Origin of the sequence: Paracoccus aurantiacus, from assembly GCF_007993065.1 — a bacterium.
Taxonomy (GTDB): domain Bacteria; phylum Pseudomonadota; class Alphaproteobacteria; order Rhodobacterales; family Rhodobacteraceae; genus Paracoccus; species Paracoccus aurantiacus.
In genome coordinates, this window is sequence record NZ_VOPL01000002.1 from 272,380 (window position 1) to 293,934 (window position 21,555).

22 protein-coding genes and 2 tRNA genes are annotated in these 21,555 nt (G+C 64.0%); 12 read left to right on the plus strand and 12 right to left on the minus strand.

The features are described 5' to 3' along the window. Positions 1-3 precede the first annotated feature (3 nt). The 3 genes from FQV27_RS06840 to mnmH all read left to right on the plus strand — a co-directional run bounded on the left by FQV27_RS06840 (position 4) and on the right by mnmH (position 2,950). Positions 4-1,194, plus strand: coding sequence for a DUF1501 domain-containing protein (locus FQV27_RS06840; RefSeq protein WP_342779877.1), 1,191 nt, complete (start codon positions 4-6; stop codon positions 1,192-1,194). 128 nt (positions 1,195-1,322) lie between these two features. Next, complete coding sequence (locus tag FQV27_RS06845; RefSeq protein ID WP_147097119.1) at positions 1,323-1,871, plus strand: L,D-transpeptidase; 549 nt, start codon at positions 1,323-1,325, stop codon at positions 1,869-1,871. A gap of 56 nt (positions 1,872-1,927) precedes the next feature. Next, positions 1,928-2,950 (plus strand): tRNA 2-selenouridine(34) synthase MnmH, encoded by a 1,023-nt coding sequence (gene mnmH / locus FQV27_RS06850; RefSeq protein ID WP_147097390.1) that lies wholly within the window; start codon positions 1,928-1,930, stop codon positions 2,948-2,950. Between the two features lie 29 nt (positions 2,951-2,979). Here mnmH and FQV27_RS06855 read toward each other — a convergent pair whose 3' ends face one another. Then, positions 2,980-3,207 (minus strand): hypothetical protein, encoded by a 228-nt coding sequence (locus FQV27_RS06855; RefSeq protein WP_147097120.1) that lies wholly within the window; start codon positions 3,205-3,207, stop codon positions 2,980-2,982. 97 nt (positions 3,208-3,304) lie between these two features. Between FQV27_RS06855 and FQV27_RS06860 the strand changes: the two genes are divergently transcribed. Then, positions 3,305-3,556 (plus strand): DUF2312 domain-containing protein, encoded by a 252-nt coding sequence (locus tag FQV27_RS06860; RefSeq protein ID WP_147097121.1) that lies wholly within the window; start codon positions 3,305-3,307, stop codon positions 3,554-3,556. A 58-nt stretch (positions 3,557-3,614) separates the two neighbouring features. On the opposite strand, the gene FQV27_RS06865 is transcribed toward FQV27_RS06860, so the two are convergent. Next, positions 3,615-4,361: a transporter substrate-binding domain-containing protein gene (locus FQV27_RS06865; protein ID WP_147097122.1), complete on the minus strand. Its 747-nt coding sequence runs from the start codon at positions 4,359-4,361 to the stop codon at positions 3,615-3,617. Between the two features lie 70 nt (positions 4,362-4,431). After that, on the minus strand, positions 4,432-5,304 hold the full coding sequence (locus tag FQV27_RS06870; RefSeq protein ID WP_147097123.1) for a hypothetical protein: 873 nt from the start codon (positions 5,302-5,304) through the stop codon (positions 4,432-4,434). Positions 5,305-5,459: 155 nt separating this feature from the next. Here FQV27_RS06870 and FQV27_RS06875 point away from each other — a divergent pair. Continuing rightward, positions 5,460-5,532: transfer RNA gene (locus tag FQV27_RS06875), tRNA-Thr, on the plus strand. Positions 5,533-5,554: 22 nt separating this feature from the next. On the opposite strand, the gene FQV27_RS06880 is transcribed toward FQV27_RS06875, so the two are convergent. Then, positions 5,555-6,064 (minus strand): hypothetical protein, encoded by a 510-nt coding sequence (locus tag FQV27_RS06880; protein WP_246133023.1) that lies wholly within the window; start codon positions 6,062-6,064, stop codon positions 5,555-5,557. Positions 6,065-6,162: 98 nt separating this feature from the next. Between FQV27_RS06880 and moaA the strand changes: the two genes are divergently transcribed. Further along, on the plus strand, positions 6,163-7,167 hold the full coding sequence (gene moaA / locus FQV27_RS06885) for a GTP 3',8-cyclase MoaA (protein ID WP_147097124.1): 1,005 nt from the start codon (positions 6,163-6,165) through the stop codon (positions 7,165-7,167). 17 nt (positions 7,168-7,184) lie between these two features. Here the strand turns inward: moaA and FQV27_RS06890 are convergent, their stop codons facing one another. The 3 genes from FQV27_RS06890 to glmU all read right to left on the minus strand — a co-directional run bounded on the left by FQV27_RS06890 (position 7,185) and on the right by glmU (position 11,613). Further along, positions 7,185-8,357, minus strand: a complete 1,173-nt coding sequence (locus FQV27_RS06890) for a M20 aminoacylase family protein (protein WP_147097125.1) — start codon at positions 8,355-8,357, stop codon at positions 7,185-7,187. 64 nt (positions 8,358-8,421) lie between these two features. Further along, positions 8,422-10,239: a glutamine--fructose-6-phosphate transaminase (isomerizing) gene (glmS, locus tag FQV27_RS06895; protein WP_147097126.1), complete on the minus strand. Its 1,818-nt coding sequence runs from the start codon at positions 10,237-10,239 to the stop codon at positions 8,422-8,424. A 6-nt stretch (positions 10,240-10,245) separates the two neighbouring features. Beyond that, positions 10,246-11,613 (minus strand): bifunctional UDP-N-acetylglucosamine diphosphorylase/glucosamine-1-phosphate N-acetyltransferase GlmU, encoded by a 1,368-nt coding sequence (glmU, locus tag FQV27_RS06900; protein WP_147097127.1) that lies wholly within the window; start codon positions 11,611-11,613, stop codon positions 10,246-10,248. Positions 11,614-11,718: 105 nt separating this feature from the next. Here glmU and FQV27_RS06905 point away from each other — a divergent pair, with 105 nt between their 5' ends. Continuing rightward, the gene (locus tag FQV27_RS06905) at positions 11,719-12,390 is read left to right on the plus strand and encodes an HAD-IA family hydrolase (protein WP_147097128.1); all 672 of its coding nucleotides are present in this window, start codon (positions 11,719-11,721) and stop codon (positions 12,388-12,390) included. 3 nt (positions 12,391-12,393) lie between these two features. Here the strand turns inward: FQV27_RS06905 and FQV27_RS06910 are convergent, their stop codons facing one another. From FQV27_RS06910 to tsaD, 5 genes are read right to left on the minus strand one after another with little or no spacing between them, the layout of a single operon-like run. Continuing rightward, a complete protein-coding gene (locus tag FQV27_RS06910; RefSeq protein ID WP_147097129.1) occupies positions 12,394-12,810 on the minus strand; it encodes an EVE domain-containing protein in 417 nt (138 codons plus the stop codon). Next, positions 12,810-13,082 carry a YciI family protein gene (locus FQV27_RS06915; protein ID WP_147097130.1) on the minus strand — a complete coding sequence of 91 codons (273 nt, stop codon included), beginning with the start codon at positions 13,080-13,082 and terminating at the stop codon, positions 12,810-12,812. The genes FQV27_RS06910 and FQV27_RS06915 overlap by 1 nt, the downstream gene beginning before the upstream one ends. Continuing rightward, positions 13,082-14,026, minus strand: coding sequence for an NAD(P)H-dependent glycerol-3-phosphate dehydrogenase (locus tag FQV27_RS06920; RefSeq protein ID WP_147097131.1), 945 nt, complete (start codon positions 14,024-14,026; stop codon positions 13,082-13,084). The genes FQV27_RS06915 and FQV27_RS06920 overlap by 1 nt, the downstream gene beginning before the upstream one ends. Next, positions 14,023-14,343, minus strand: a complete 321-nt coding sequence (locus FQV27_RS06925; protein WP_147097132.1) for a hypothetical protein — start codon at positions 14,341-14,343, stop codon at positions 14,023-14,025. The genes FQV27_RS06920 and FQV27_RS06925 overlap by 4 nt, the downstream gene beginning before the upstream one ends. Next, complete coding sequence (tsaD, locus tag FQV27_RS06930; RefSeq protein WP_147097133.1) at positions 14,340-15,404, minus strand: tRNA (adenosine(37)-N6)-threonylcarbamoyltransferase complex transferase subunit TsaD; 1,065 nt, start codon at positions 15,402-15,404, stop codon at positions 14,340-14,342. The genes FQV27_RS06925 and tsaD overlap by 4 nt, the downstream gene beginning before the upstream one ends. A gap of 62 nt (positions 15,405-15,466) precedes the next feature. Between tsaD and FQV27_RS06935 the strand changes: the two genes are divergently transcribed. The 5 genes from FQV27_RS06935 (at position 15,467) to FQV27_RS06955 (ending at position 21,540) form a co-directional block, all read left to right on the plus strand. Further along, on the plus strand, positions 15,467-16,168 hold the full coding sequence (locus FQV27_RS06935) for a uroporphyrinogen-III synthase (RefSeq protein ID WP_147097134.1): 702 nt from the start codon (positions 15,467-15,469) through the stop codon (positions 16,166-16,168). A gap of 58 nt (positions 16,169-16,226) precedes the next feature. After that, the gene (locus FQV27_RS06940) at positions 16,227-17,702 is read left to right on the plus strand and encodes a COG4223 family protein (protein ID WP_147097135.1); all 1,476 of its coding nucleotides are present in this window, start codon (positions 16,227-16,229) and stop codon (positions 17,700-17,702) included. A gap of 11 nt (positions 17,703-17,713) precedes the next feature. Next, entirely contained in the window at positions 17,714-19,570 is a 1,857-nt protein-coding gene (locus FQV27_RS06945; protein WP_147097136.1) for a heme biosynthesis protein HemY, read from the plus strand. 74 nt (positions 19,571-19,644) lie between these two features. Continuing rightward, a tRNA-Thr gene (locus FQV27_RS06950) sits at positions 19,645-19,720 on the plus strand. 464 nt (positions 19,721-20,184) lie between these two features. Further along, positions 20,185-21,540, plus strand: a complete 1,356-nt coding sequence (locus FQV27_RS06955) for an ABC transporter substrate-binding protein (protein ID WP_147097137.1) — start codon at positions 20,185-20,187, stop codon at positions 21,538-21,540. Positions 21,541-21,555 lie beyond the last annotated feature (15 nt).

Consider the following 21,555-nt stretch of genomic DNA (forward strand, 5'->3'; position numbering starts at 1 on the left):
GCTATGAATATGGATCGCCGCCGTTTTCTGAACGCCGCGCTCGGTGCGGCCTGTTCAATCGCCGCTGTCCCGGCGGTTACGCCCATGAGCTTCGCTTCGGTCCCCGGCGAAAAGCGGTTCGTGGCAATCGTGCTGCGCGGGGCGATGGACGGGCTGGATGTCGTGCAGCCTTATGGCGATCCGATGCTGCGCAAACTGCGCAGGACAATCTCGCTCGGTCCCGAAAATGGCGCGATTGATCTGGATGGATTCAACGCGCTGCACCCGGCGCTGGCGCCGCTCATGCCGATGTGGCGCGCCGGAGAGCTGGGCTTTGCCCAAGCGGTTTCGACGCCTTACCGCGACAAACGCAGCCATTTCGATGGTCAGGATATTCTGGAGGCGGGGACCGCGAATGGTCGCACGGCGGATGGCAGGCAGGCGGATGGCTGGCTGAACCGTCTGCTGCCGCTGATCCCCGGCGCCGCATTCGAAACCGGCTATGCCGTCGGGACGGACGAACTCGCGATTCTGCAGGGCGATGCGCCCTATTCCAGCTGGGCGCCGCGCACGCAGATGTCGCTTTCATCGCAGGCGCAGATCCTGCTGAGCCAGCTTTATGAGCCTGATGCGCCATTCCACAGCGCCGCCGAAACCGCGCTGCGGATCAATGCAGAGGAAGCCGCGGCGCGGATGGGCCGACCGGATGACCCGGTTTCAGGCCCGGTCGAGGCGCTTGCGGGCTTTGCCGCCGCACGCCTGAATGCAGAAACGCGGATCGCCGCTTTTTCGCTGACGGGCTGGGACACCCATCGCGGACAGGTCCGGACCATGGTCAAACCGATGGAACATCTTGCGACCGCGCTTCAGGTGCTGAAGCGCGATCTTGGCCGGAACTGGGAAAACACTGTCGTCATGGCGATGACCGAATTCGGGCGCACGGTGCGCGAAAACGGCACAGGCGGCACCGATCATGGCACGGGCGGCCTCATGGTGATGTCGGGCGGCGCGATCCGGGGCGGAAAGGTGCTGGGCGCGTGGCCGGGGCTTGATGAAAGCGATCTTTATGCCGGGCGCGATCTGAAGCCGGTGATGGACGTGCGCGCCTATGCGGGTTCTGCCATCGCCGATCTGTTCGGGTTGTCGAATTCGGCGGTGGAGCAGGTGATTTTTCCGGGACTGGACCTGAAAGACCGGCCGAGATTGCTGCTTTGACGCCGGTTTCAGTCCGAAAAGCGGCAATTGCGTCACCGATTCGGGCAAGTTGACGCGGGATTGAGTTGAAATTCCTGCCCATGAGCCTGTAGGGATTGGAACAAACGCAGATACAGGATGATCTTGTCATGAACCGTCGCCAAATGATCGGCCTCGCCCTTCCTTTGATTGCCGCACCGCTGCTGGCAAAGGCCGCGCCCGCGCCGGCCGACCCCTATCAGCCGACCGAGGTTCCGATCCGCGAAGGTTTCGAAGTCGGCTCCATCGTAGTCGTCTCGGACAAATTCTTCCTTTACCACGTCATCGCGCCGGGCAGGGCTGTTCGCTACGGCGTTGCGGTTGGCAAGGACGAACTGGTCTGGAAGGGCAAGGCCCGCGTCGGCCGCAAGGTGGAATGGCCCAGTTGGAAGCCCACCCAGGCCATGATCGAGCGGAAGCCGGAGCAATACGGCAAGTACAAGGACGGCATGCCGGGCGGCCCGCAGAACCCGCTTGGCGCGCGCGCGCTTTATCTCTATGACGCGCGCGGCAACGACACGGCCATCCGCATCCACGGCACGACCGAGCCTGGCTCTATCGGGCGCGCCGTGTCGAACGGGTGCATCAGGATGCGCAACGAAGCCGTGATGGCGCTGTTCGATCAGGTGCCGATCGGTACGCCGGTCTACGTTTACTGAGCTTTTCGCTGTCCGGCCCCGGCAATCCCGACCTTTTTCGGCCCGATGCGGTAACAATCGCATCGGGCCGTTTCGATGACATCATCGACGTGCGCGCGCCTTCGGAATATGCCGAGGATCATCTTCCCGGCGCGATAAACTTGCCGGTTCTCAGCGATGATGAGCGCGCGCAGGTCGGTTCGATCTACAAGCAGGTTTCACCTTTCGATGCCCGCAAGCTGGGCGCTGCGCTGGTGGCGGCAAATGCCGCGCGCCATATCGCCGGGCCGCTGTCAGATCGTGGCGGCGGCTGGCGGCCGCTTGTCTATTGCTGGCGGGGCGGGCAGCGGTCGGGGGCTATGGCCACAATCCTGTCGCAGGTCGGCTGGCGCGTCGCGCGGATTGATGGCGGTTACAAAAGTTGGCGCGCGCGCGTGATCGAACGTGTGCAGGACAGTGGCTTTCCGTCGCCGGTCATCGTTCTGGACGGCAATACCGGCAGCGGCAAGACGGCGCTGCTGTTACGCCTTGCAGGGCGCGGGCATCAGGTCGTCGATCTGGAAGGGCTCGCCCATCATCGCGGCAGTCTTTTCGGTCATCGAGGTGCGCAGCCCGGACAGAAGCTGTTTGAAGGCCGCCTCGCAGCGGCGCTTGAGGCGCTTGACCCATCGCGTCCGGTGCTGGTGGAAGCGGAAAGCTCTCGCATCGGCAGTATCGTGCTGCCAAAGGCCGTGTGGTCGGCGATCATTGCGGCGCCGCGGCTTGTCCTGCGGGTGCCTGTCGCAGCGCGCGCAACCTTTTCCGCCCGCGATTATGTCGATGTCGTGGATCAGCCGGGCCGTGTGCAAGCCATCCTGCGCCAGCTTGCGCCGCTGCATCCCGCAGCGCGGATCGAGGACTGGTTGCGTCTGGCCGATGCGCAGAATTGGGCTGAACTGGCCGAGGGGCTGATGCGCGAGCACTACGACCCGCGATACGGCAAGCATCGCGCCCGCTACGCCGATCGCGAACGCGCGACGGTCGAACTGAATGACCTGGATGATCTGGACGCTGCCGCCAGCCGGATCGAGGCGGCGCTGGCGGATTTCCCTGTCGGCTGAAAGCGCCCTCAGACCGTCGCGCGGCGTCCTTAGTTGCCCAGCATGATCCCGATCACCACGGCCATCAGCCCCAGCACCGATGCGGCGAGCGCGCCCATGTTCACCGCCACGACGCGCTGCATGCGCGCGCGGAAGGCGGCCTCGTCAAGGCCCTGACGTCGCGACCTCGCGACGGTCCATATGCACCACAGGATGCCGGCCAGCCCGGCCACGGTCAGCGCCGCGCCGACCCAGATGAGGATGTCGAAAACGCTCATGCCGCTTCCCCTTGCTTCTGGTCGTGCAGGGCTTAGCCGTCATTGCAGAAGCGGGCAAGACAGCCTATGGATTTCGCCCGGATCAACGAGGGATATCATGCAGGACGATCACGCCTATAACGTTGCCGCAGACGAACTGCGCCAGTTCATCGAGCAGTATGAGCAGCTCGAAGCCGAAAAGAAGGACGTGACTGAACGCCAGAAAGAGATCATGGCCGAGGCCAAGGCACGAGGCTATGATACGAAGGTCATGAAAAAGGTAATTGCATTGCGTAAGCGCGACCGCGACGACATTGCCGAGGAAGAAGCGATCCTCGACATGTACAAGGCCGCGCTTGGGATGGCGTGAAGGCGTAACGCTCTCCGTCTGGTGGTGGCCAGCCTGAAGCGCGCAGACAGCGGCGCGGTCAGCCCGTATCGCCTTCCGTCTGCTCGGGCATGATCGCAGAGCCGCGCCCGACGCCGTGCGTTTCCAGAATATCGCCAAGCGCGCCTGTCTGCATAAGCTCGTTCAGGAACTCCGACAGCGCGCGGGACGCCGCGGGGCGACCTTGCGGCACCGCCATTGCCTGTCGGATTTCCATGAACGGCGGCTGAAGGACGCGGCTGCCGGGACGGTGCGCGGCCTCTGCCTCCATCGCCTGACGGATACCGGCAATCGCCGCGACTTCGTGCCGGTCAAGCGCCGAAAGCGCCGCGCCGATATTTTCGAACATCACGAGATTTTCCGCCCCGGCCTGCCGCTGAAGGGTCAGCGTATAGGCACTGCCGCGCACCGTGCCGACCGCTGCATCCGATGCCACAAGCTGCAGCGCATCGGTTGCCTCGCAGTCGGGACCGGCAAGATAGCAGCCCTCGATCCGCACATAGGGCGCGGTGAAGGCAATCGTGCGCGCGCGCTCGGGGTCAACAGCCAGAAAGCAAACATCCCAGCGATCCTGTGTGGCGGATGCGGAGACATCGACAGCGCGGTCGAATTCCACGAATTCCAGCGGCAGCCCCAGCCGCCTGGCAAGCGCGTTCGCGATATCGACGCTGATGCCGACCGGCTTTCCGGCCTCATCGCGCCCGACAAGCACACGGTTCCCGTGATTGAGCGCGACGCGCAGAACGCCGGTCGGTGCGAATTCCCGGTTGAGGTCCGGCTGGTCCATTTGCTGCCTCCTCGCTCCTGCCTGTTGCGGCCGCGCAGGCAATCGAACGGCGTCGAAAACGAGTGTGCCTTCAGGCCTTGATGAAGTCTATCCCGGGCATGGATGAAAGCTCGTCGATATCTTCGGCATAAATCTGCGAAAGCTCGTCGATCAGATCCTGCGACCAGCCGGGCAGATTCACTGCGCTTTCGGCCGCGCCCTCTGTCGCGTGGTCTGACAGCGCCTTTTCGATCATGTCGCGGCGGGTCGATATGCCAATGCCGGGAATAGCGGATATCTGACGGTTCAGCTCGGCCAGAGCCTCGGCGGGCAGCAGGTCGGCCAGAACCGCATCTTCACCCCGCAACGGCGTTTCAGGGCCGATGCCGGCCATCCGGCGCAGCACCTCTGGCCAGATGAAGGGCAGGTCTTCCTGTGCCCATACGACCAGTTCGCGATCCGGTATCGCGTCCTGTATCGCGCGCACGAAGGGGGCCCATCGCAATGTCCGGGGGTCGCGTCCGCCCATGACCGCGTCATAATCGCCCTTGCTGAGCAGAACGAGCTCGGCCACCTGAGCGGCGGGGTGGACGACCGATAGGAAGAACTCGACGGCGCTGTCCGGGAACAGGTTCGACAGCCCCAGCATCCGGTGGGCCCCGCGCGGATAGAAGCCCGATTCCCCGATGGCGCGCTGCGGCAGGCCCAGAAACATGCTCTGGCTGAGGATCAGGCGACGTGCGCTGTCACTGTCGATCAGCGAATCAAGCAGCGTCTCCTGCATCTCGGCAGGTGCCTCCCCACCATTCAGCGCCGTGATCGCCCCACCGAAAACGCCTTTGTAGCGCGTGGGCGAGGGGATGTCGGTGCCAAGTGTCCACAATTCCTCGCGGTTTCGCAAAAGCGTTCGGATCAGACGTTCGTGATCGCTTCCATGGGCGCCGACGTGATAGACGATCTGCATTTGACCCCAATTCGGACAGTTTCGAGAAGCGCAGCGTAGCGCCGCTTTGCGGGCAGGAAAACCGATTAACGCCCGGTGCGGACACAGCAGTCACCGCGATGACTTGCGCGAGGCGCGGGCAGGCGTTATCCGGTCGAAGTTGCGGATGTGCGGATGCCGGCATAGCTCAGTTGGTAGAGCAGCTGATTTGTAATCAGAAGGTCGGGGGTTCAAATCCCTCTGCCGGCACCGCCCGCGCGGCTTTTTTCCGTCAATTCTGCCAGACTTCGATATCGGGAAGATCTGTCAGGCCCGCCCCGATCGCCTGCATTGCGGCCAGTGAAAGCTGGCTGCCCGCGCCCGAACCGGCCAGTGGCTTCAGATCGACATTCGCGCTTTTGCCATTGGCGATATTGACCACGCGCCCCTTGCCTTCGGCTTTCACGAGCGGGCTTTTCACCCAGAAGCCGCCCTCTGTCGCGTCACCAAGCGATGCGACGCTAGTGCCAAGCTTGCCGCCGCCCGATGCTGGCGCTGCGGCTGCGGCCTTTTCCTCGGGCGTGGTCGTATCCAGCGACGCAGCCGTCTGCGCGCCGCCATCCAGCGCCGGGCGCTCGGCCGGTGCGGCGGTCGGGCGCGGCGTCACGGAAGCCTCGGTCGCGGTCTGCGTCTGCGGCGCGGCTATGGCCGGGCGCGAGCTCGCCGGGGAATCGTTCATGTTGCAGCCAGCCAATACGACTGCGATTGCGCCGAAAGCCAGCGAGGTCTTCATTCCGGTCATAAAAGGCTCCTTCTTGGTTGTCGGAAGGCTAACCGCGCAGTGAACGCCGCGCAATGGCGGTGCTTGCGGCAGCGCGGTCATCGGCCTATCTCAATTGAATGGAATATGCGCCGCTGATTGACCCCTTCGCCCGCCCGATCACCTATCTTCGTGTGTCGGTGACGGATCGCTGTGACTTCCGGTGCAGCTATTGCATGGCGGAACATATGCAGTTCCTGCCAAAGCGCGACCTGCTGACGCTGGAGGAACTGGACCGGCTTTCGACCAGTTTCATCGGTCTTGGCGTACGCAAGCTGCGCATTACCGGGGGCGAGCCGCTGGTGCGTCGGGGCATCATGTCGTTCTTTCGGTCGGTGTCGCGTCACCTTGGTGCGGGGCTGGACGAACTGACATTGACGACCAATGGCAGCCAGCTTGCGCGCTTCGCCGATGAACTGGCAGATATCGGTGTTCGCCGGGTCAATGTGTCGCTCGACACGCTTGACCCTGACAAATTCGCGGCGATCACGCGATGGGGCCGCCTGCCGCAGGTTCTGGACGGCATTGCGGCCGCCAAAAGGGCCGGCTTGCGGGTCAAGATCAACGCTGTGGCGCTGAAGGGCTTCAATGAGGATGAGCTGTTTTCGCTGATCGACTGGTGCGCCGCGGAAGATCACGACCTGACCTTTATCGAGGTCATGCCGATGGGCGATATGTCCGAGGAAAGCCGGCTGGACCAGTATTGGCCGCTGTCGGACCTGCGCGCGCGTCTGGCGCAGCGCTTCACGCTGATCGAGCTTGCCGAACGGACGGGCGGGCCTGCACGCTATGTCCGGATCGCGGAGACCGGGCAGAAGGTCGGTTTCATCACACCGCTGACCCATAATTTCTGCGAAAGCTGCAACCGCGTGCGCGTGACCTGCACAGGCGAACTGTTCATGTGTCTGGGCCAGGAAGACCGCGCCGACCTGCGTGCGGCGCTGCGCGCATCCGAAGATGATCTGCTTTTGACGCAAGCCATTCGCGCGGCAATCGCGCGCAAGCCAAAAGGGCACGATTTCGACTATTCGCGCCAGAAGGTTGCAGGTCAGATCAGCCGCCACATGAGCCATACGGGCGGCTGAACGTCGCCACAGCAGGATCAGGCTGCGGGCATCCGTGCCTCGACCATCGCCGCAAGCCAGCTGGAGCCGAAGGGGATCGCCTCGTCGGCGAAGTTGTATTCGGGGTGGTGCAGCGGCGCGCTGTCGCCATTGCCAAGGAAGATATACGCACCCGGCCGGGCGTTCAGCATGAAGCTGAAATCCTCGCCGGCCATGATCGGCGTATATGCATCATTCACCTTCTGCGCGCCGGCAACCGTGATCGCCGTTTCGATGGCATGGCGCGTCGGCTCGGGGTGGTTCACGGTGACGGGATAGCCGGTATGATAATCGACCACGGCCTCTGCCCCGAAGGCGCGGGCCGTGTTTTCCGCGACCCGCCGGATCGCGCTTGCCTGAAGCTCTCGGACATCCTCGGCCAGACTGCGGGCGGTCCCCCGGATGGTCACGGTGCCGGGGATGACGTTATGCGCCGTCGAATCGCCCTCGACCGCGCAGCATGAGACGACGCCGCTTTTCAAAGGATCGACATTGCGCGAAACGATCGATTGCAGCGCCACGATGATCTGTGCGGCGGCCAGCATCGTATCGGTGCACATATGTGGCTGCGCGGCATGCCCGCCCCGGCCCGTCACCGTAATCTCGAACTCGTCCGCGGCACCCAGCATCGGGCCTTCACATATCGCGAATTCGCCGACCGGGACGCCGGGCATGTTATGCAAGCCATAGAATTCCTGAATATTCCAGCGGTCCAGCAACCCGTCCTCCAGCATGGTGCGCGCGCCTGCGCCGCCCTCCTCGGCGGGCTGAAAAATCAACACCGCCGTGCCGTCGAAATTCCGCGTCTCGGCCAGATATTTCGCCGTTCCGAGCAGCATGGATGTGTGGCCGTCATGCCCGCAGGCGTGCATCTTGCCCGGCACGGTCGAGGCATAATCAAGGCCCGTCGCCTCGATTATAGGCAGCGCGTCCATATCGGCGCGCAGGCCGATCACCTTGCCCGACCCGTCTTGCCGGCCGCGAATTACGCCGACGACCCCGGTCTGCCCGACGCCTTCAACGACCTCGTCAATGCCGAAACCGCGCAGCAGTTCAGCCACGCGACCGGCGGTGTGGTGGACGTCATATTGCAGTTCGGGATGACTGTGGAAATCGTGTCGCCAGCCCGTGATCTCGGGCAGAAGCTCGGCAAAACGGTTCTTCACGGGCATGGCGCTCTCCTTTCGCGGCAGGCTGGCGCACCTGCGGTCGCGGTGCAACTGATTTCGCCGGGGCCTATTCCACCGTCACCGACTTTGCCAGATTTCGCGGCTGATCCACGTCGGTGCCCTTCGCGACTGCCGTGAAATACGCGAGATATTGCATCGGCACAGCGTAGATGATGGGCTGAAAGATGCCGCCGCCCGTGGGCATGGTCAGCGATGCGCGGATGCCGCTGCCGCCTTCGCGGATACCCGCGGCATCCGAGACGAGCAGAACCTGACCGTGACGGGCCATGACCTCCTGCATGTTCGATATGGTCTTTTCGAAGAGCGCATCGCGCGGTGCGACGACGACAACCGGCATATTCTGGTCGATCAGCGCGATCGGGCCATGCTTCAATTCACCCGACGCATAGCCTTCTGCGTGGATATAGCTCAGCTCCTTCAGCTTCAGCGCCCCTTCAAGCGCGACCGGGAACAGCGGGCCGCGACCAAGGAAAAGCACATCCGTGCTGTCCGACAACCAGCCTGCAAGCTTCTCGCAATCATCGGCGGTGCTAAGCGCCTGATTCACCAGTGCGGGGATGGAGCGCAGATCGTCCAGATGCGCGGCAAGCTCTGCCTCGTTCAGGCGGCCACGATCATGCGCCGCCTTCAGCGCGAGCACGGCCAGCACCGCCAACTGACAGGTGAATGCTTTCGACGAGGCGACGCAAACTTCGACCCCGGCAAGTGTCGGAAGCGCGACATCGGTATCGCGCGCGATGGCCGAGGTGCCGACATTCACCACGCCAAGCGTCCTGGCGACCTTGCCGCTTGCGTAGTGAAGCGCGGCCAGCGTATCGGCGGTTTCACCCGACTGGCTGATGAAAATGCCCCAGCTTTTTTCCGAAAGCGGCGGCTCGCGATACCGGAATTCCGACGCGACATCCAGATCGCAGGGCAGGCCAGCCAGCTTCTCGAACCAGTATTTTGCGACGTAGCCCGCAAGATATGCGGTGCCGCAAGCAACCAGAGTCAGGCGGTCCACATCGCGAAAATCAATCGAGTCTGGCAGAACGATGCGACCGTCCTTGATATAATGGTTCAGCACATCCCCCAGCACGGCCGGTTGCTGGGCGATTTCCTTGGCCATGAAATGCCGGTAGCCGCCCTTGTCGATTGCGGTTGCGCCGACATCAATCTGCGCGATCTCGCGATTGGCCGGCCGGCCCTCGGCGTCGAAGAATTCTGCCCCGTCGCGGGTCAGGATGACGTGATCGCCTTCTTCAAGATAGGAGATGCGATCCGTGAAGGGCGCGAGCGCGATGGCGTCAGATCCAACGAACATCTCGCTATCGCCGTGGCCCACTGCCAAGGGGCTTCCCTTACGCGCGGCGATCATCAGATCGCCATGCGCATCGAACAGGAAGGCAAGCGCAAAGGCCCCGTGCAGCCGCTTCAACGTGGCGCGCGCTGCCTCGACCGGGCTGAGCCCGTCATCCAGATATTTCGCCGTCAGCATGGCGACGGTCTCGGTGTCAGTTTCCGTTTCGGGTGCGTATCCTGCGGCGACCAGTTCCTCGCGCAGTTCGCGGAAATTTTCGATGATGCCGTTATGGACCACCGCAACCTGTCCGCGCTTGTGGGGATGAGCGTTCACCTCTGTTGCGGCGCCATGTGTCGCCCAACGCGTGTGACCGATGCCCGAACGCCCGGCCAGCGGCTCGGTCACAAGGCGGTCAGACAGGTTCACCAGCTTGCCAACCGCGCGTCGGCGGTCCAGCTTTCCGGAATCATCGATCGTGGCCACCCCGGCGCTGTCATAGCCGCGATATTCCAGACGCTTCAGCGCCTCGACCAGTTGCGGGGCGACCTGATGGTTCCCCAGAATACCGATGATACCGCACATAACCTGTTACCCTTTACCCTTCTTCGCCTTCTGCTCGCGCAGCGATTGCATGATGCGGCGTGCAAGACCGGGCTTGTTCGTCTGGCGCGCACGCCCGAGGCCAAGTCCGTCCGCCGGCACATTCTCTGTTATCACGGAACCAGAGGCTGTCATCGCGCCATCGCCCACCGTCACCGGCGCAACCAGCATCGTGTCCGAGCCGATGAACGCATTCGCGCCGATTTCGGTGCGGTGCTTCATCACCCCGTCATAGTTGCAGGTCACAGTGCCCGCGCCGATATTGGTTCGCTCGCCGATATGCGCGTCGCCCAGATAGGTCAGGTGCCCGACCTTCACGCCTTCGTCCAGCACGGCATTCTTGATCTCGACGAAATTGCCGACATGCACGTCGCCGCCCAGTTCTGTTCCCGGACGCAACCGCGCGAAAGGCCCGACCGTCGCGCCCGACGAGACATGGCAGCCTTCCAGATGGCAAAAGGCCAGGATCTCAGCACCGCTTTCGACCGTGACCGCAGGACCGAACACGACATTCGGCCCGATGATCGCGTCGCGTCCGATATGGGTGTCGAGCGCGAAGAACACGGTTTCGGGGGCGGTAAGGGTAACGCCTTCCTCAAGCGCCTCGACGCGGCGGCGGGCCTGAAAAATTGCCTCGGCCCGCGCGAGTTCGGCGCGTGAATTGACGCCGAGGGTTTCGGCTTCTTCACAGGTCACGACGGCGGCGTTGTGACCTTCTGCGCGGGCGAGGCCCGGAATGTCGGTCAGGTAATATTCACCGGCGGCATTGTCATTGCCAATCCGGCTGATGAACTGGCGAAGCAGGCTGGCATCCATCGCCATGACGCCGGAATTGCACAGCCGGATCGCGCGCGTAGCATCGTCAGCATCCTTGAATTCGACAATCTGTTGCAGCGTGCCATCGGCATCAGTCACCAGACGACCATAGCGGCCCGGATCGGCGGCCTCGAAGCCCAGCACGACGACATCGGATTCGTGCTGCGCAAGACTGGTAAGCGTCGCAGTGCCGATAAACGGGGTGTCGCCGTAAAGCACGATCACGCGGCCTTCGAAACCTTCCAGCATCGGCAGCGCCTGCGCGACGGCGTGGCCGGTACCAAGCTGTTCCGCCTGCAGCGCGATCTCGGCATCTTTGTCCAGCCTGGCCACGGCCTGTGTCACCATTTCGGCGCCGTGGCCGGCGACCACGACGACCCGCGCCGGATCAAGGCTGCGCGCCGTGGCAAGGGCGTGGCCGACAAGGGGCACCGCGCCGACCTTGTGCAGCACCTTCGGCAGATCGGACTTCATCCGGCTACCCTGACCGGCCGCCAGAATGACCACCGCGATTTCACGTTTCTTCTGTTCTGCCGTCATGCCGCCCGTTTCGTTATTTGCCGTTTCCCGCCGCGCGGTTTACCCCTTGCCGGGGCAAGGCCGCAAGCGTTCGGTGCTTCACTTGATTTAACGAAAGGTTACAGCATGACCGGAACCGTGGTGTTCGACCTGGACGGAACCCTGGTCGATACGGCAGCAGACCTTATCGCGGCGGCCAATCACGTGCTGGCCCGGCGCGGTCTGACGGGGCTGGACCCGGTTGCTGATGCGCGCGTCGCCGGGCAGGGCGCGCGGGCGATGCTGCGCGCAGGCTATGCGCGCGCCAGCGCCGCGACACTTATCCCGCCGCAGGCCGAGGATGAGGATTTCCCGCATGTGCTGGATGCCTATGACGCGGCGATTTCGGTGCATTCGCGCATGTATCCGGGCCTTCAGCCGGCGTTGCGCGAACTGGACGGCGCGGGGTTTCGTCTGGCCGTCTGCACCAACAAGCCCGAGGGGCTGGCGAACAAACTGCTGAGCGAGCTCGGCATCCGCGATGCGTTTGCCGCACTGATCGGGGCCGATACGCTGCCCGTCAGGAAGCCGGACCCCGCGGCCTACCGTGCGGCGGTGACGCGTGCAGGCGGCGAGGTCGCGGCCTCGTTTCTGGTCGGCGATACAGAGACGGACCTGAAAACCGCGCGAAACTGCGGCGTTCGCGTGGCACTTGTCAGCTTCGGACCAGAGGGGCAGGGCCTGTCGAAGCTGAACCCCGACGCGATGCTGGACCATTTCGACGCCCTGCCGCACTTGGCACGCGACTGGCTGGGCTGAGCGTTACTCGACGCCGCCCAGTTCCATCAGCACCTTCCATTCGTCGTCGCTGATCGGCTGCACGGACAGTCGGGAATTGTTGACCAGCACCATGTCTTTCAGGCGCGGCTCCGCCTTTGCCTGATCCAGTGTGACCGTGTTTTTCAGCGGCTTCACCGCTTTGATGTCGACACACTCCCAGCGTTTGTCGTCAGTCGTCGAATCGGGATGCGCTTCGGCGGCGACCTCGACGATACCGACGCATTCCTTGCCGATATTAGAATGATACAGCAGCCCGCGGTCGCCTTTTTTCATCTCGCGCATGTTGTTGCGCGCCTGATAGTTCCGCACGCCGTCCCATTCTTCGCCCGCATCGCCCTTTGCGACCAGATCGTCCCAGCCAAAGACGTTCGGTTCCGACTTGAAAAGCCAGTAAGCCATCAGCCGATCACCTTCTTCCATTCCGTGACAGTCGCGCTGTCAAAGAGCCCGGCCTTCGCATAGGGGTCGTTGCCTGCCCAATCCTGCGCGGCAGCCAGATCCGGCGCATCCAGAATCACCAGCGAACCCGCCATTTGCCCATCCTCGATCAGCGGACCGGCCATGAAGACGATGCCGGTTTCCTCGATATAGGACAGATGGGCGGGGCGATTTTCCTGCCGGATCGACAGGGCACCGGGCTTGTCACGGCAGATCACGGCGAAATAGGGCATCATTCCTCCTTCAAGGGGCGGCTCATCAGGGTTTCCAGCGTCTCTGCCACGTCGGCGCGACCTTCGGCAAGGGCGGCCACGGCTTCGGCAACGGGCATCGCAATGCCCTTCGCTGCGGCAAGTCCGCGAACCGCGCGCGCTGTTGCAGCACCCTCGACCGTGACCGAGGCGTCGAAGCCTTCCCCCGCACCAAGTGCGCGGCCAAAGCGGAAATTCCGCGAAAGCTCCGACGTTGATGTCAGCACCAGATCGCCAAGCCCCGACAGCCCGGCAAGGGTATCGGCCCGTGCGCCAAGCGCGGTCGAAAGGCGAGACATCTCGGCAAAGCCGCGCGTGATCAGGGCTGCGCGGGCGCTGTCGCCAAAGCCCGCGCCGATGGCCACGCCCGCCGCAATCGCGATGACGTTCTTCAGCGCGCCGCCCAGTTCCGCGCCGCGCAGATCGTCGCTGCGATAAAGCCGCAAGGTCGGTGTCGAAAGTGCGTGCTGAAGCGCTGGCAGCCCGGCATCGCCCGATGCGAGCGTAAGCGCGGTCGGCAACCCACGCGCGATATCTGCGGCAAAGCTTGGCCCCGTCAGCGTCGCGATCAGCGCCGCCGGGCAGGCCGCGCGAATAAGCGATGATGGCGATTCGCCCGTCGTCAGGTCGATGCCCTTCGCGGTGTTCACAAGCCAGCGCCCGCGCCCATCAAGCCGCAGCCCTTCAACGGCCAGAAAATCGCGCAGGGCCTGCGCAGGAAGGGCGAGGATGACATGCGTCTGACCCTCAAGCGCGGTTGCCAGATCGGTTGTCAGGGTGACGGCATCGGGCAGCACCACGCCGGGCAAACGCGGTGTCGTGCGCCCCTTGGGAAGGCTGCGGCCCCACAGCGTGACGGGCTGCTGCACCGACAGAGCCGCCGCCAGCGCCGTGCCGAATGCGCCCGCTCCGATGATCGCGGTCATGGCCCGTCCCCTTTGGTGTCATCGCCGCCGATCTCGATTCCGTTCCTGCGGCAGAACCAGATCATCAGCGGAAACTCGATCAGCGCAAGCGTGGCGATCGCGAAAATGGCCCAGTTCGTCTCTGTCAGGATAAGGTTGAACCGTATCCCGCTGCCCGCAAACAGACCGCCCGCGGCCAGAAGCGACAGTGCCGTCAGGCCCAGATCGGTCGGCATCATCTGGCTGATCCGGGTGATGTGGCGCGACGGGTAGATGCCAAGATACGCCACAGCCATGATGGTCGCGTTGATGGTCAGGATCTTCAGTTCCGGCGTCATGCCTTGGCCCCGCGCTTGCCGGTGCCCAGCATCGGCGCCGCGCTCTGGTCGAGCGGCCAGCGGGGGCGCCCGGCAAGCCCCATACCGTCGCGGCGGCCAAGGCGGAACGCCTCCATCCCCGCCCAAGCGATCATGGCCGCGTTGTCCGTGCAAAGCCGCAAGGGCGGTGCGACGAACTGCGCCCCGGCATCGCTTGCGACGTTTTCCAGTGCCGCGCGTATGGTTGCATTCGCCGCGACGCCACCGGCCACGGCCAGCACCGGCGCGGGATGCTGCGCAAGGGCGCGGCGGGTTTGTTCCGCCAGCACATCCGCGACCGCAGCCTGAAAGCCGGCGCAAAGATCTGCGCGGTCCTGCACGGTCAGTCCGCCTTGCGCATCGACAAGCTGATCGCGGGCGCGAAGCACAGCCGTCTTGAGGCCGGAAAATGACATGTCGCATCCGGGCCGGTCCAACAGCGGACGGGGCAGCGCTATGCGTGCCGGATCGCCGCGTCGTGCCTCGGCCTCGACCGATGGACCGCCGGGCTGGGCAAGTCCCAGAAGCTTGGCAACCTTGTCGAAGGCCTCTCCCGGGGCATCGTCGATGGTGCCGCCAAGACGGCGAAACGCGTCCGGGCCATCCACCTGCAGAAGCTGGCAATGCCCGCCCGAGACGAGAAGCATGAGGTAAGGGTAACCGATTGCGTCGGTCAGCCGGGGGGTCAGCGCATGCCCGGCAAGGTGGTTCACACCGACAAGCGGCAGGCCCGCACCCGCGACAAGCCCCTTGGCGAGCATTACGCCCGCCATGACCCCGCCGATCAGCCCCGGCCCGGCAGTGACGGCCACCCCGTCCAGATCAGACAGTCCCATACCGGCTTCGGCAAGGGCCTGTTCGACACAGATATCCAGCTTTTCGGCATGGGCGCGGGCGGCGATTTCGGGCACGACGCCACCGAATTCCGCATGCAGCGCCGTTTGGCCTGCAACCACCGAGGACAGGATTGTGCCGTCTTCGCGCACCACGGCGGCAGCGGTGTCGTCGCAACTGCTTTCGATGCCAAGAAAGGTCAGGGTCATGGTTGCGGCCTTGCGCGCGTTGGGGTTAGCACTTCAGATAGCCACCCTGACCCGAGGCCGCAATGACCGCGCCCCTTTGCCTTCTGACCCGGCCTGCCGCGCAGTCGCGCGCTTTCGCTGCCCGCTTGCCAGGGGTCGAGGTGCTGATCGCGCCCGTTCTGCGGATTGAACCGCTTCCGTTTGACCGTGCGAAAGTCGAAGCCGCGCAGGGCTTTGTCTTCACCTCGGCCAATGCGGTCCCCTTTGCGGGGCCGGGCGCCGGGCGGTCAGCCCTTTGCGTCGGACCGCAAACGGCTTTAGCCGCCAGGCAGGCCGGGTTCTCAGTCGAGATCGGGCCGGGCGATGCGAAGGGGCTGCTTCCGCTGCTGTCAGGGCGCAAGGATTGGTTGCATCTGCATGGCCGTCACAGGGCGCTCGTGCTGCCAATCGACGGGGTCGAGGCTTACGATCAGGTCGAGCAGGCGCTTTCGGACGATGCAGAGGCCGCGATATTAGGGACGCGCCCGCTGGTCCTGCCGCTCTTTTCCCCGCGCAGCGCGCTGATCCTGTCCGGCGCGCTGCGCGATGCGGTCGCGCCCGTCGCAACGGTTGCGATCAGCGAGCGGACGGATGCAAGCTATACCGGCCCGGCTGCGACACGCCGGGTCGCGGACCAGCCCGATGCCGAAGGAATGATCAGCGCGATACGAAGTCTCATTTCCGCAGCCTCTGTTGTGGAACGAACTGAAATCCCGTGGGTTGAGGCAGAAAGGGGCCGTCGCTAGACTGGCCCGAAGCGCGGTATGCCTACCCGGCCGCCGGCAGTTCTCAGGGGGATACGACGTGGTGACGTCCGACAAATCCAGCACAGGCAATAAATCGAAATCGACAGGCAAAGCCGCAGGCGGCAAGGCGAAGGATGCAGCGACCGGGACGGTCGTTCCCTCGAAGCCGGTCGATACCGATCCCAGCGTTACGATTTCGCGTATCCCTCCGTCCCAGCCGATTGATTCGAATCTTCTTGGCACGTCCGGCGACGCAAGACCCGCCGCCGCGCGCAAACCTGTTCCCTCCGAGGGGGCGGAAAAGCCCGTCAGACTGACAGAGCCGGCAGAGCCTACCGCTGCCGGTGCCGCGACTTTGCCTGCGGGTTCGAAGGCTGAAAGTGGGGCGCAGAATGGGTCCGCTCGGGTGGTTCAGCGGACGGGGTTCTGGCCCGTTGCGCTTGGCGGCGTCGTTGCCGCCGGGCTGGGGGCCGCCGCGACGATTTACGCGCTGCCGCATCTGCCCGAATCGTGGCGCGGCGGTCAGGGTGCCGGCACAGATGTCGCGGCAGTCAAAGCCGACGCCGTAGCCGCCGCGACCGAGGCCGCGCGAAGCGAAGTCGCCTCGCTTCGCGAAGAGACACTCGCCACTGCCTCCAAGGCGGGCGGGGATGCGGCGCGGGCGGCGCTCGCGGAAATGCCGCCGCCTGATGACGTACAGATAAAGGCGTTTGTTGACGAACAGATCAAAAGCGCGCTTGCCGCCAACCCGGCCCCGAGCGCGCCGCAGCCTGCCGCCCCGCCACCGGCCAATGACGCCGCCGGATCATCCGCAGCCGCGCCGCCTTCGGATATGATGAGCCGGATTTCCGCGCTTCAGGATGCGCTGAACGCGCAAGAGCAGCGGATCGAAGAACTGCGCGCGCGCCCTCAACTTGATCCGGCGGCACTGGAACGTGTGCAGGCGCTGGCGCAGAATGCAGATCAGGTGAAAGCCGATATCGAAAACGCGGCCGCACAGGCGCGCGACACTCTTGCCACCGTGCAGACCGAAGCCGACGCTGCGTCACAGCGGGCGCAGGCAGTTGCCTCAGTCGCCGTGCTTGGCGCGGTGCTGGATGGCGGGGGCGGATCGCCGACCGAAGCCGTCCAACAGCTTGAACGGGCCGGGGTCAGTGTCCCCGAGCCACTTGCGCAGGGCGATTTGCCCTCGCTCGACCAGTTGCAGATGGGCTTTGACGCCCCGGCGCGCGAAGCCTTGCGCGTTTCGCTGAAGGCGCAGTCGAAAAATGAAGGGCCGCTCGGCGCGGTCAGCAACTTCCTGCGCGTGCAGACTGGCGCGCGCTCGGTCGAGCCGCGCGAAGGCGATGATCCGGACGCAGTCCTGTCGCGGGCCGCCGCCCTTGTCCAGCAGGGTGAACTGCAATCTGCACTGGACGAGATCGCTGCGCTGCCCGAAGCGGGACAGCAGGCCATGTCCACATGGACCGAGCAGGCACACGCTTACCTGAATGCGGAAGCGGCGCTGAATGACGTTGCCAAGTCGTTGAACTGAAGGAAAAGACCATGCTCGCCTCCTTGCTTAAGATCCTTCTGTTTTTCGCCATCATCCTGGCCGTCGCCGTCGGGCTGAACACGCTTTCCGCCACCAGCGAAGGCGTGAGGCTGGTGTTCAACGGCACCGAATACACGCTTGGACCGATTGCCGCCGTGGCGGCGCTGGTGTTGCTGATGGTCGTGGCCTGGCTGCTGTTCAAGATCCTCGGCATGATCTGGGCCTTCCTTCGCTTCATCATGGGCGATGAAACCGCCATCAATCGCTATTTCGCGCGTTCGCGCCGCGAAAAGGGGATCGAGGCGTTGTCGCAAGGGCTTCTGGCCGTCGCCTCGGGCGAGGGCAAGCAGGCGCAGGACATGGCCAACCGTGCTGCGAAATACCTTGATGACAACCGCGCCACCCGGCTTCTGGCCGCGCAGGCGGCAGAGGTTGCGGGCGACGAGGTCAAGGCGGAATCGGTCTATCGCGAAATGCTGGAGGATGACCGGACCCGCTTTGTCGGCGTGCGTGGCCTCATGAAGCAGAAGCTGTCGCAGGGCGATACCCAGACCGCGCTGCAACTGGCGCAGAAGGCCTATACGCTGAAGCCCCGCCATGCCGAAATCCAGAACACGCTGCTGGAGCTTTCGACCAGGGAAGGCGACTGGAAGGGCGCGCGCGGTATCCTGAAGGACAAGCGCAAGCAGGGAGAGCTTCCGCAGGATGTTCATATCCGCCGCGATGCGGTCATGGCGCTTCAGGAAGCGCGCGACGTGCTGGCACAAGGAAGCTCTATCTCGGCGCGCGAGGCGGCCATTTCGGCGGCCAAGGCGTCGCCGGATCTGGTCCCGGCGGTGGTCCTGGCCGCACGGACCTATATCGACCAAAAGGATGGACGGAATGCCGAGCGCCTGCTGGAAAAGGCATGGTCGGTTCGTCCCCATCCCGATCTGGCCGAGGCCTATGCCGCCGTTGCGCCGGACGAAACGCCCAAGCAGCGCCTGCGCCGCTTCGAGGCGCTGATGAAGAAAAATCCCGATGACGAGGAAACCCGGCTTCTCAGGGCCGAGCTTCTGCTCGCGAATGAAGACTTCCCGGCGGCGCGCCGTGCGCTTGGTGATCTTGCCGAAACGCATCCCACGACGCGCACCCTTGCAATCATGGCGGCGATTGAACGCGGCGAGGGTGGAAGCGATGCCGCCGTGCGCGCATGGCTGGTCAAGGCAATGGGCGCATCGCGCGGCCCGCAATGGGTCTGCGACAAATGCGAGAACGTCATGGAGGACTGGGCGCCGGTCTGCGCAAGCTGCGCTGGCTTTGACACGCTGAGCTGGCGCGAGCCCGCGCATAAGCGTCCGGTAAATACCCCGGCCGGTGCAGAGCTTCTGCCGCTGCTGATCGGCAGCCGCAAGGATGACGCCGTTGCCGATGGCAGCGCGCCCGCCCGTCCTGGCGAGACGAGTTCTGCCGCCGCAACGGCGGCCGCGGTCGCTGCCGCAAGCTCGGTTGACGCGGATGTGGCACCCGGAATGGTGCCGCGCGAATCCGATTACAAGGATCAGGACGCGGCCGAACCCGTGCGCACGATTACCGACCCCGAGGTGCCGACCCATCCGGCAGAGCCGCCGGCCAAGCCTGAACCGCAGCCGACGCGCGAGAGCGTCGATCAGCAGCCGACGGCGACAGCTTCGGCATCGGCGTGGAAGACACGTTCGAACGCGCCCGCCGATGACAGTCCCGTTCGCCCCGACGTCGAGCCGCCTGAGGATACGCCGATGCCGCAGTCACGCACCCGGCCCGGAAGCAGCGCGCGGGTGATTGACCCCGACATGCCCGTGCGCCCCGATGTGGAACCGATCGACACACCTTCGGGAAAGCCGCGCTAAGCGACGGCTGAAGCCCCGAAAAGGGGCTTTTCCCCCGCGCCGGAACCTGCTATCCGGCGCGGCACGCAGACGGGGCCGCTGTAGCTCAGCTGGTAGAGCACGTCATTCGTAATGATGGGGTCGGGGGTTCGAGTCCCTTCAGCGGCACCACCTCTGCGTCATCCCTCACTCACACTCTGTCATGTCAGCTGCTTTGCCGGTGCCGACCGCTCGAATCACCTTCGGGCGTCTGTTCGACCTGTCCTTTTCGACAGGGGTCCGTTCGGACCAGCGAGAACTCACATTCTGATGCGTCAAACCCACAATTTTCGAAAGACTGTGTCGGGAATGAAAAATCCTGCTGCTGACATCGAAAAATTTATTCTTATCAAATCTTTATGTCTGCCCTCGCCGATCTCTCGGTCGCGGAAACATGCTGCATATGCAGCATTCTCTGACCGTCTCCTGTGTCGCGCCCGTGCAGCAGGGGAAAGCAAAACCTCATTTCCGCGCGGCCTTGTATAATGCAGTTGCAGCAAGGATTGCGCACCTCCCGGATATTTGACAATTCCCGGATTTAAGGCTGTAGCTGAGAGAAATCGCGCGAGCGGGCAACAACAGACGGAGGAAAAGACGTGAAACGCAACCTATTGGTTTCGGTGGCAATGATAGCGCTGACATCTGGCGCGGCGCAGGCACAGATGAAATTCCCGATTGGCGAGGATGACACCTTCAACTGGGCGAGCCTTGAGGAATTCAAAGCCGCCCATGGCGATCTGTCCGGTCAGACGCTGACGGTTCTGGGGCCGTGGCTGGGCGGCGACAAGGACCTGTTCGAATCGGTCATCCCCTATTTCGAGGACGCAACCGGCGTCGACGTGCAATACAGCGGCTCTGACAGCTTCGAACAGCAGATCGTCATCGACAGCGAAGCGGGCTCGCCCCCTGATGTCGCAGTTTTCCCGCAGCCCGGTCTGGCGGCGGGTCTGGCCGCGAAGGGCCAGCTTAAGCCGCTGCCCGACGAAGTTGGCCAGTGGATCACCGATAATTATGCGGCCGGTGACAGCTGGAAGAAGCTGGTCACCTATGCGGGTCCGGACGGCGCGGAACATGTTTATGCCTTCCCCTACAAGGCTGATGTGAAGTCGCTGGTCTGGTATGTCCCCGAGAATTTCGAGGATGCGGGATACGAGGTTCCCGAGACTCTGGAAGATCTGCGTGCGCTGACCGAACAGATCGCAGCCGATGGCGAGAAGCCGTGGTGCATCGGGCTCGGTTCGGGGGGCGCAACCGGATGGCCCGCGACCGACTGGGTCGAGGACATGATGCTGCGCACCAACTCGCCCGAGGATTATGACGCCTGGACGACCAACGAGCTGAAATTCAACGATCCGAAGGTCGTCAAGGCAATCGACGATTTCGGCTGGTTCGCAAAGAACGAGGATTTCGTCGCAGGTGGCGTCGGCTCGGTCGCGGCGACTGACTTCCGCGACAGCCCGAAGGGCCTGTTTGAAAGCCCGCCTGCTTGCTATCTGCATCACGCGGCAAGCTTCATCACCACATTCTTCCCGGAAGGCACGATTGTGGGCGAGGATGCAGACTTCTTCTACATGCCGGCGCCTGCCGATGGATCGCTTGGCCAGCCTGTCGTCGGTGGCGGCACGCTGTTCTCGGTCCTGACGGACAATCCTGCAGGGCCCGCTTTCATCGAGTTCCTGCAGACACCGCTCGCGCATGAAATCTGGATGGCGCAGCAGGGCTTCCTGACCCCGCATACGGGCGTCAACCCGGAAGCCTATACCGACGAGACCGTCAAGCGCATGGGCGATGTCCTTCTGAACGCGACCACCTTCCGCTTCGATGGCTCTGACCTGATGCCGGGCGCAATCGGTGCGGGCGCGTTCTGGACTGGCATGGTCGACTTCGTCGGCGGCAAGTCGGCGCAGGAAGTCGCCGATCAGATCCAGGCGACCTGGGACACGATCAAGTAAGAAACGACCGGCCGG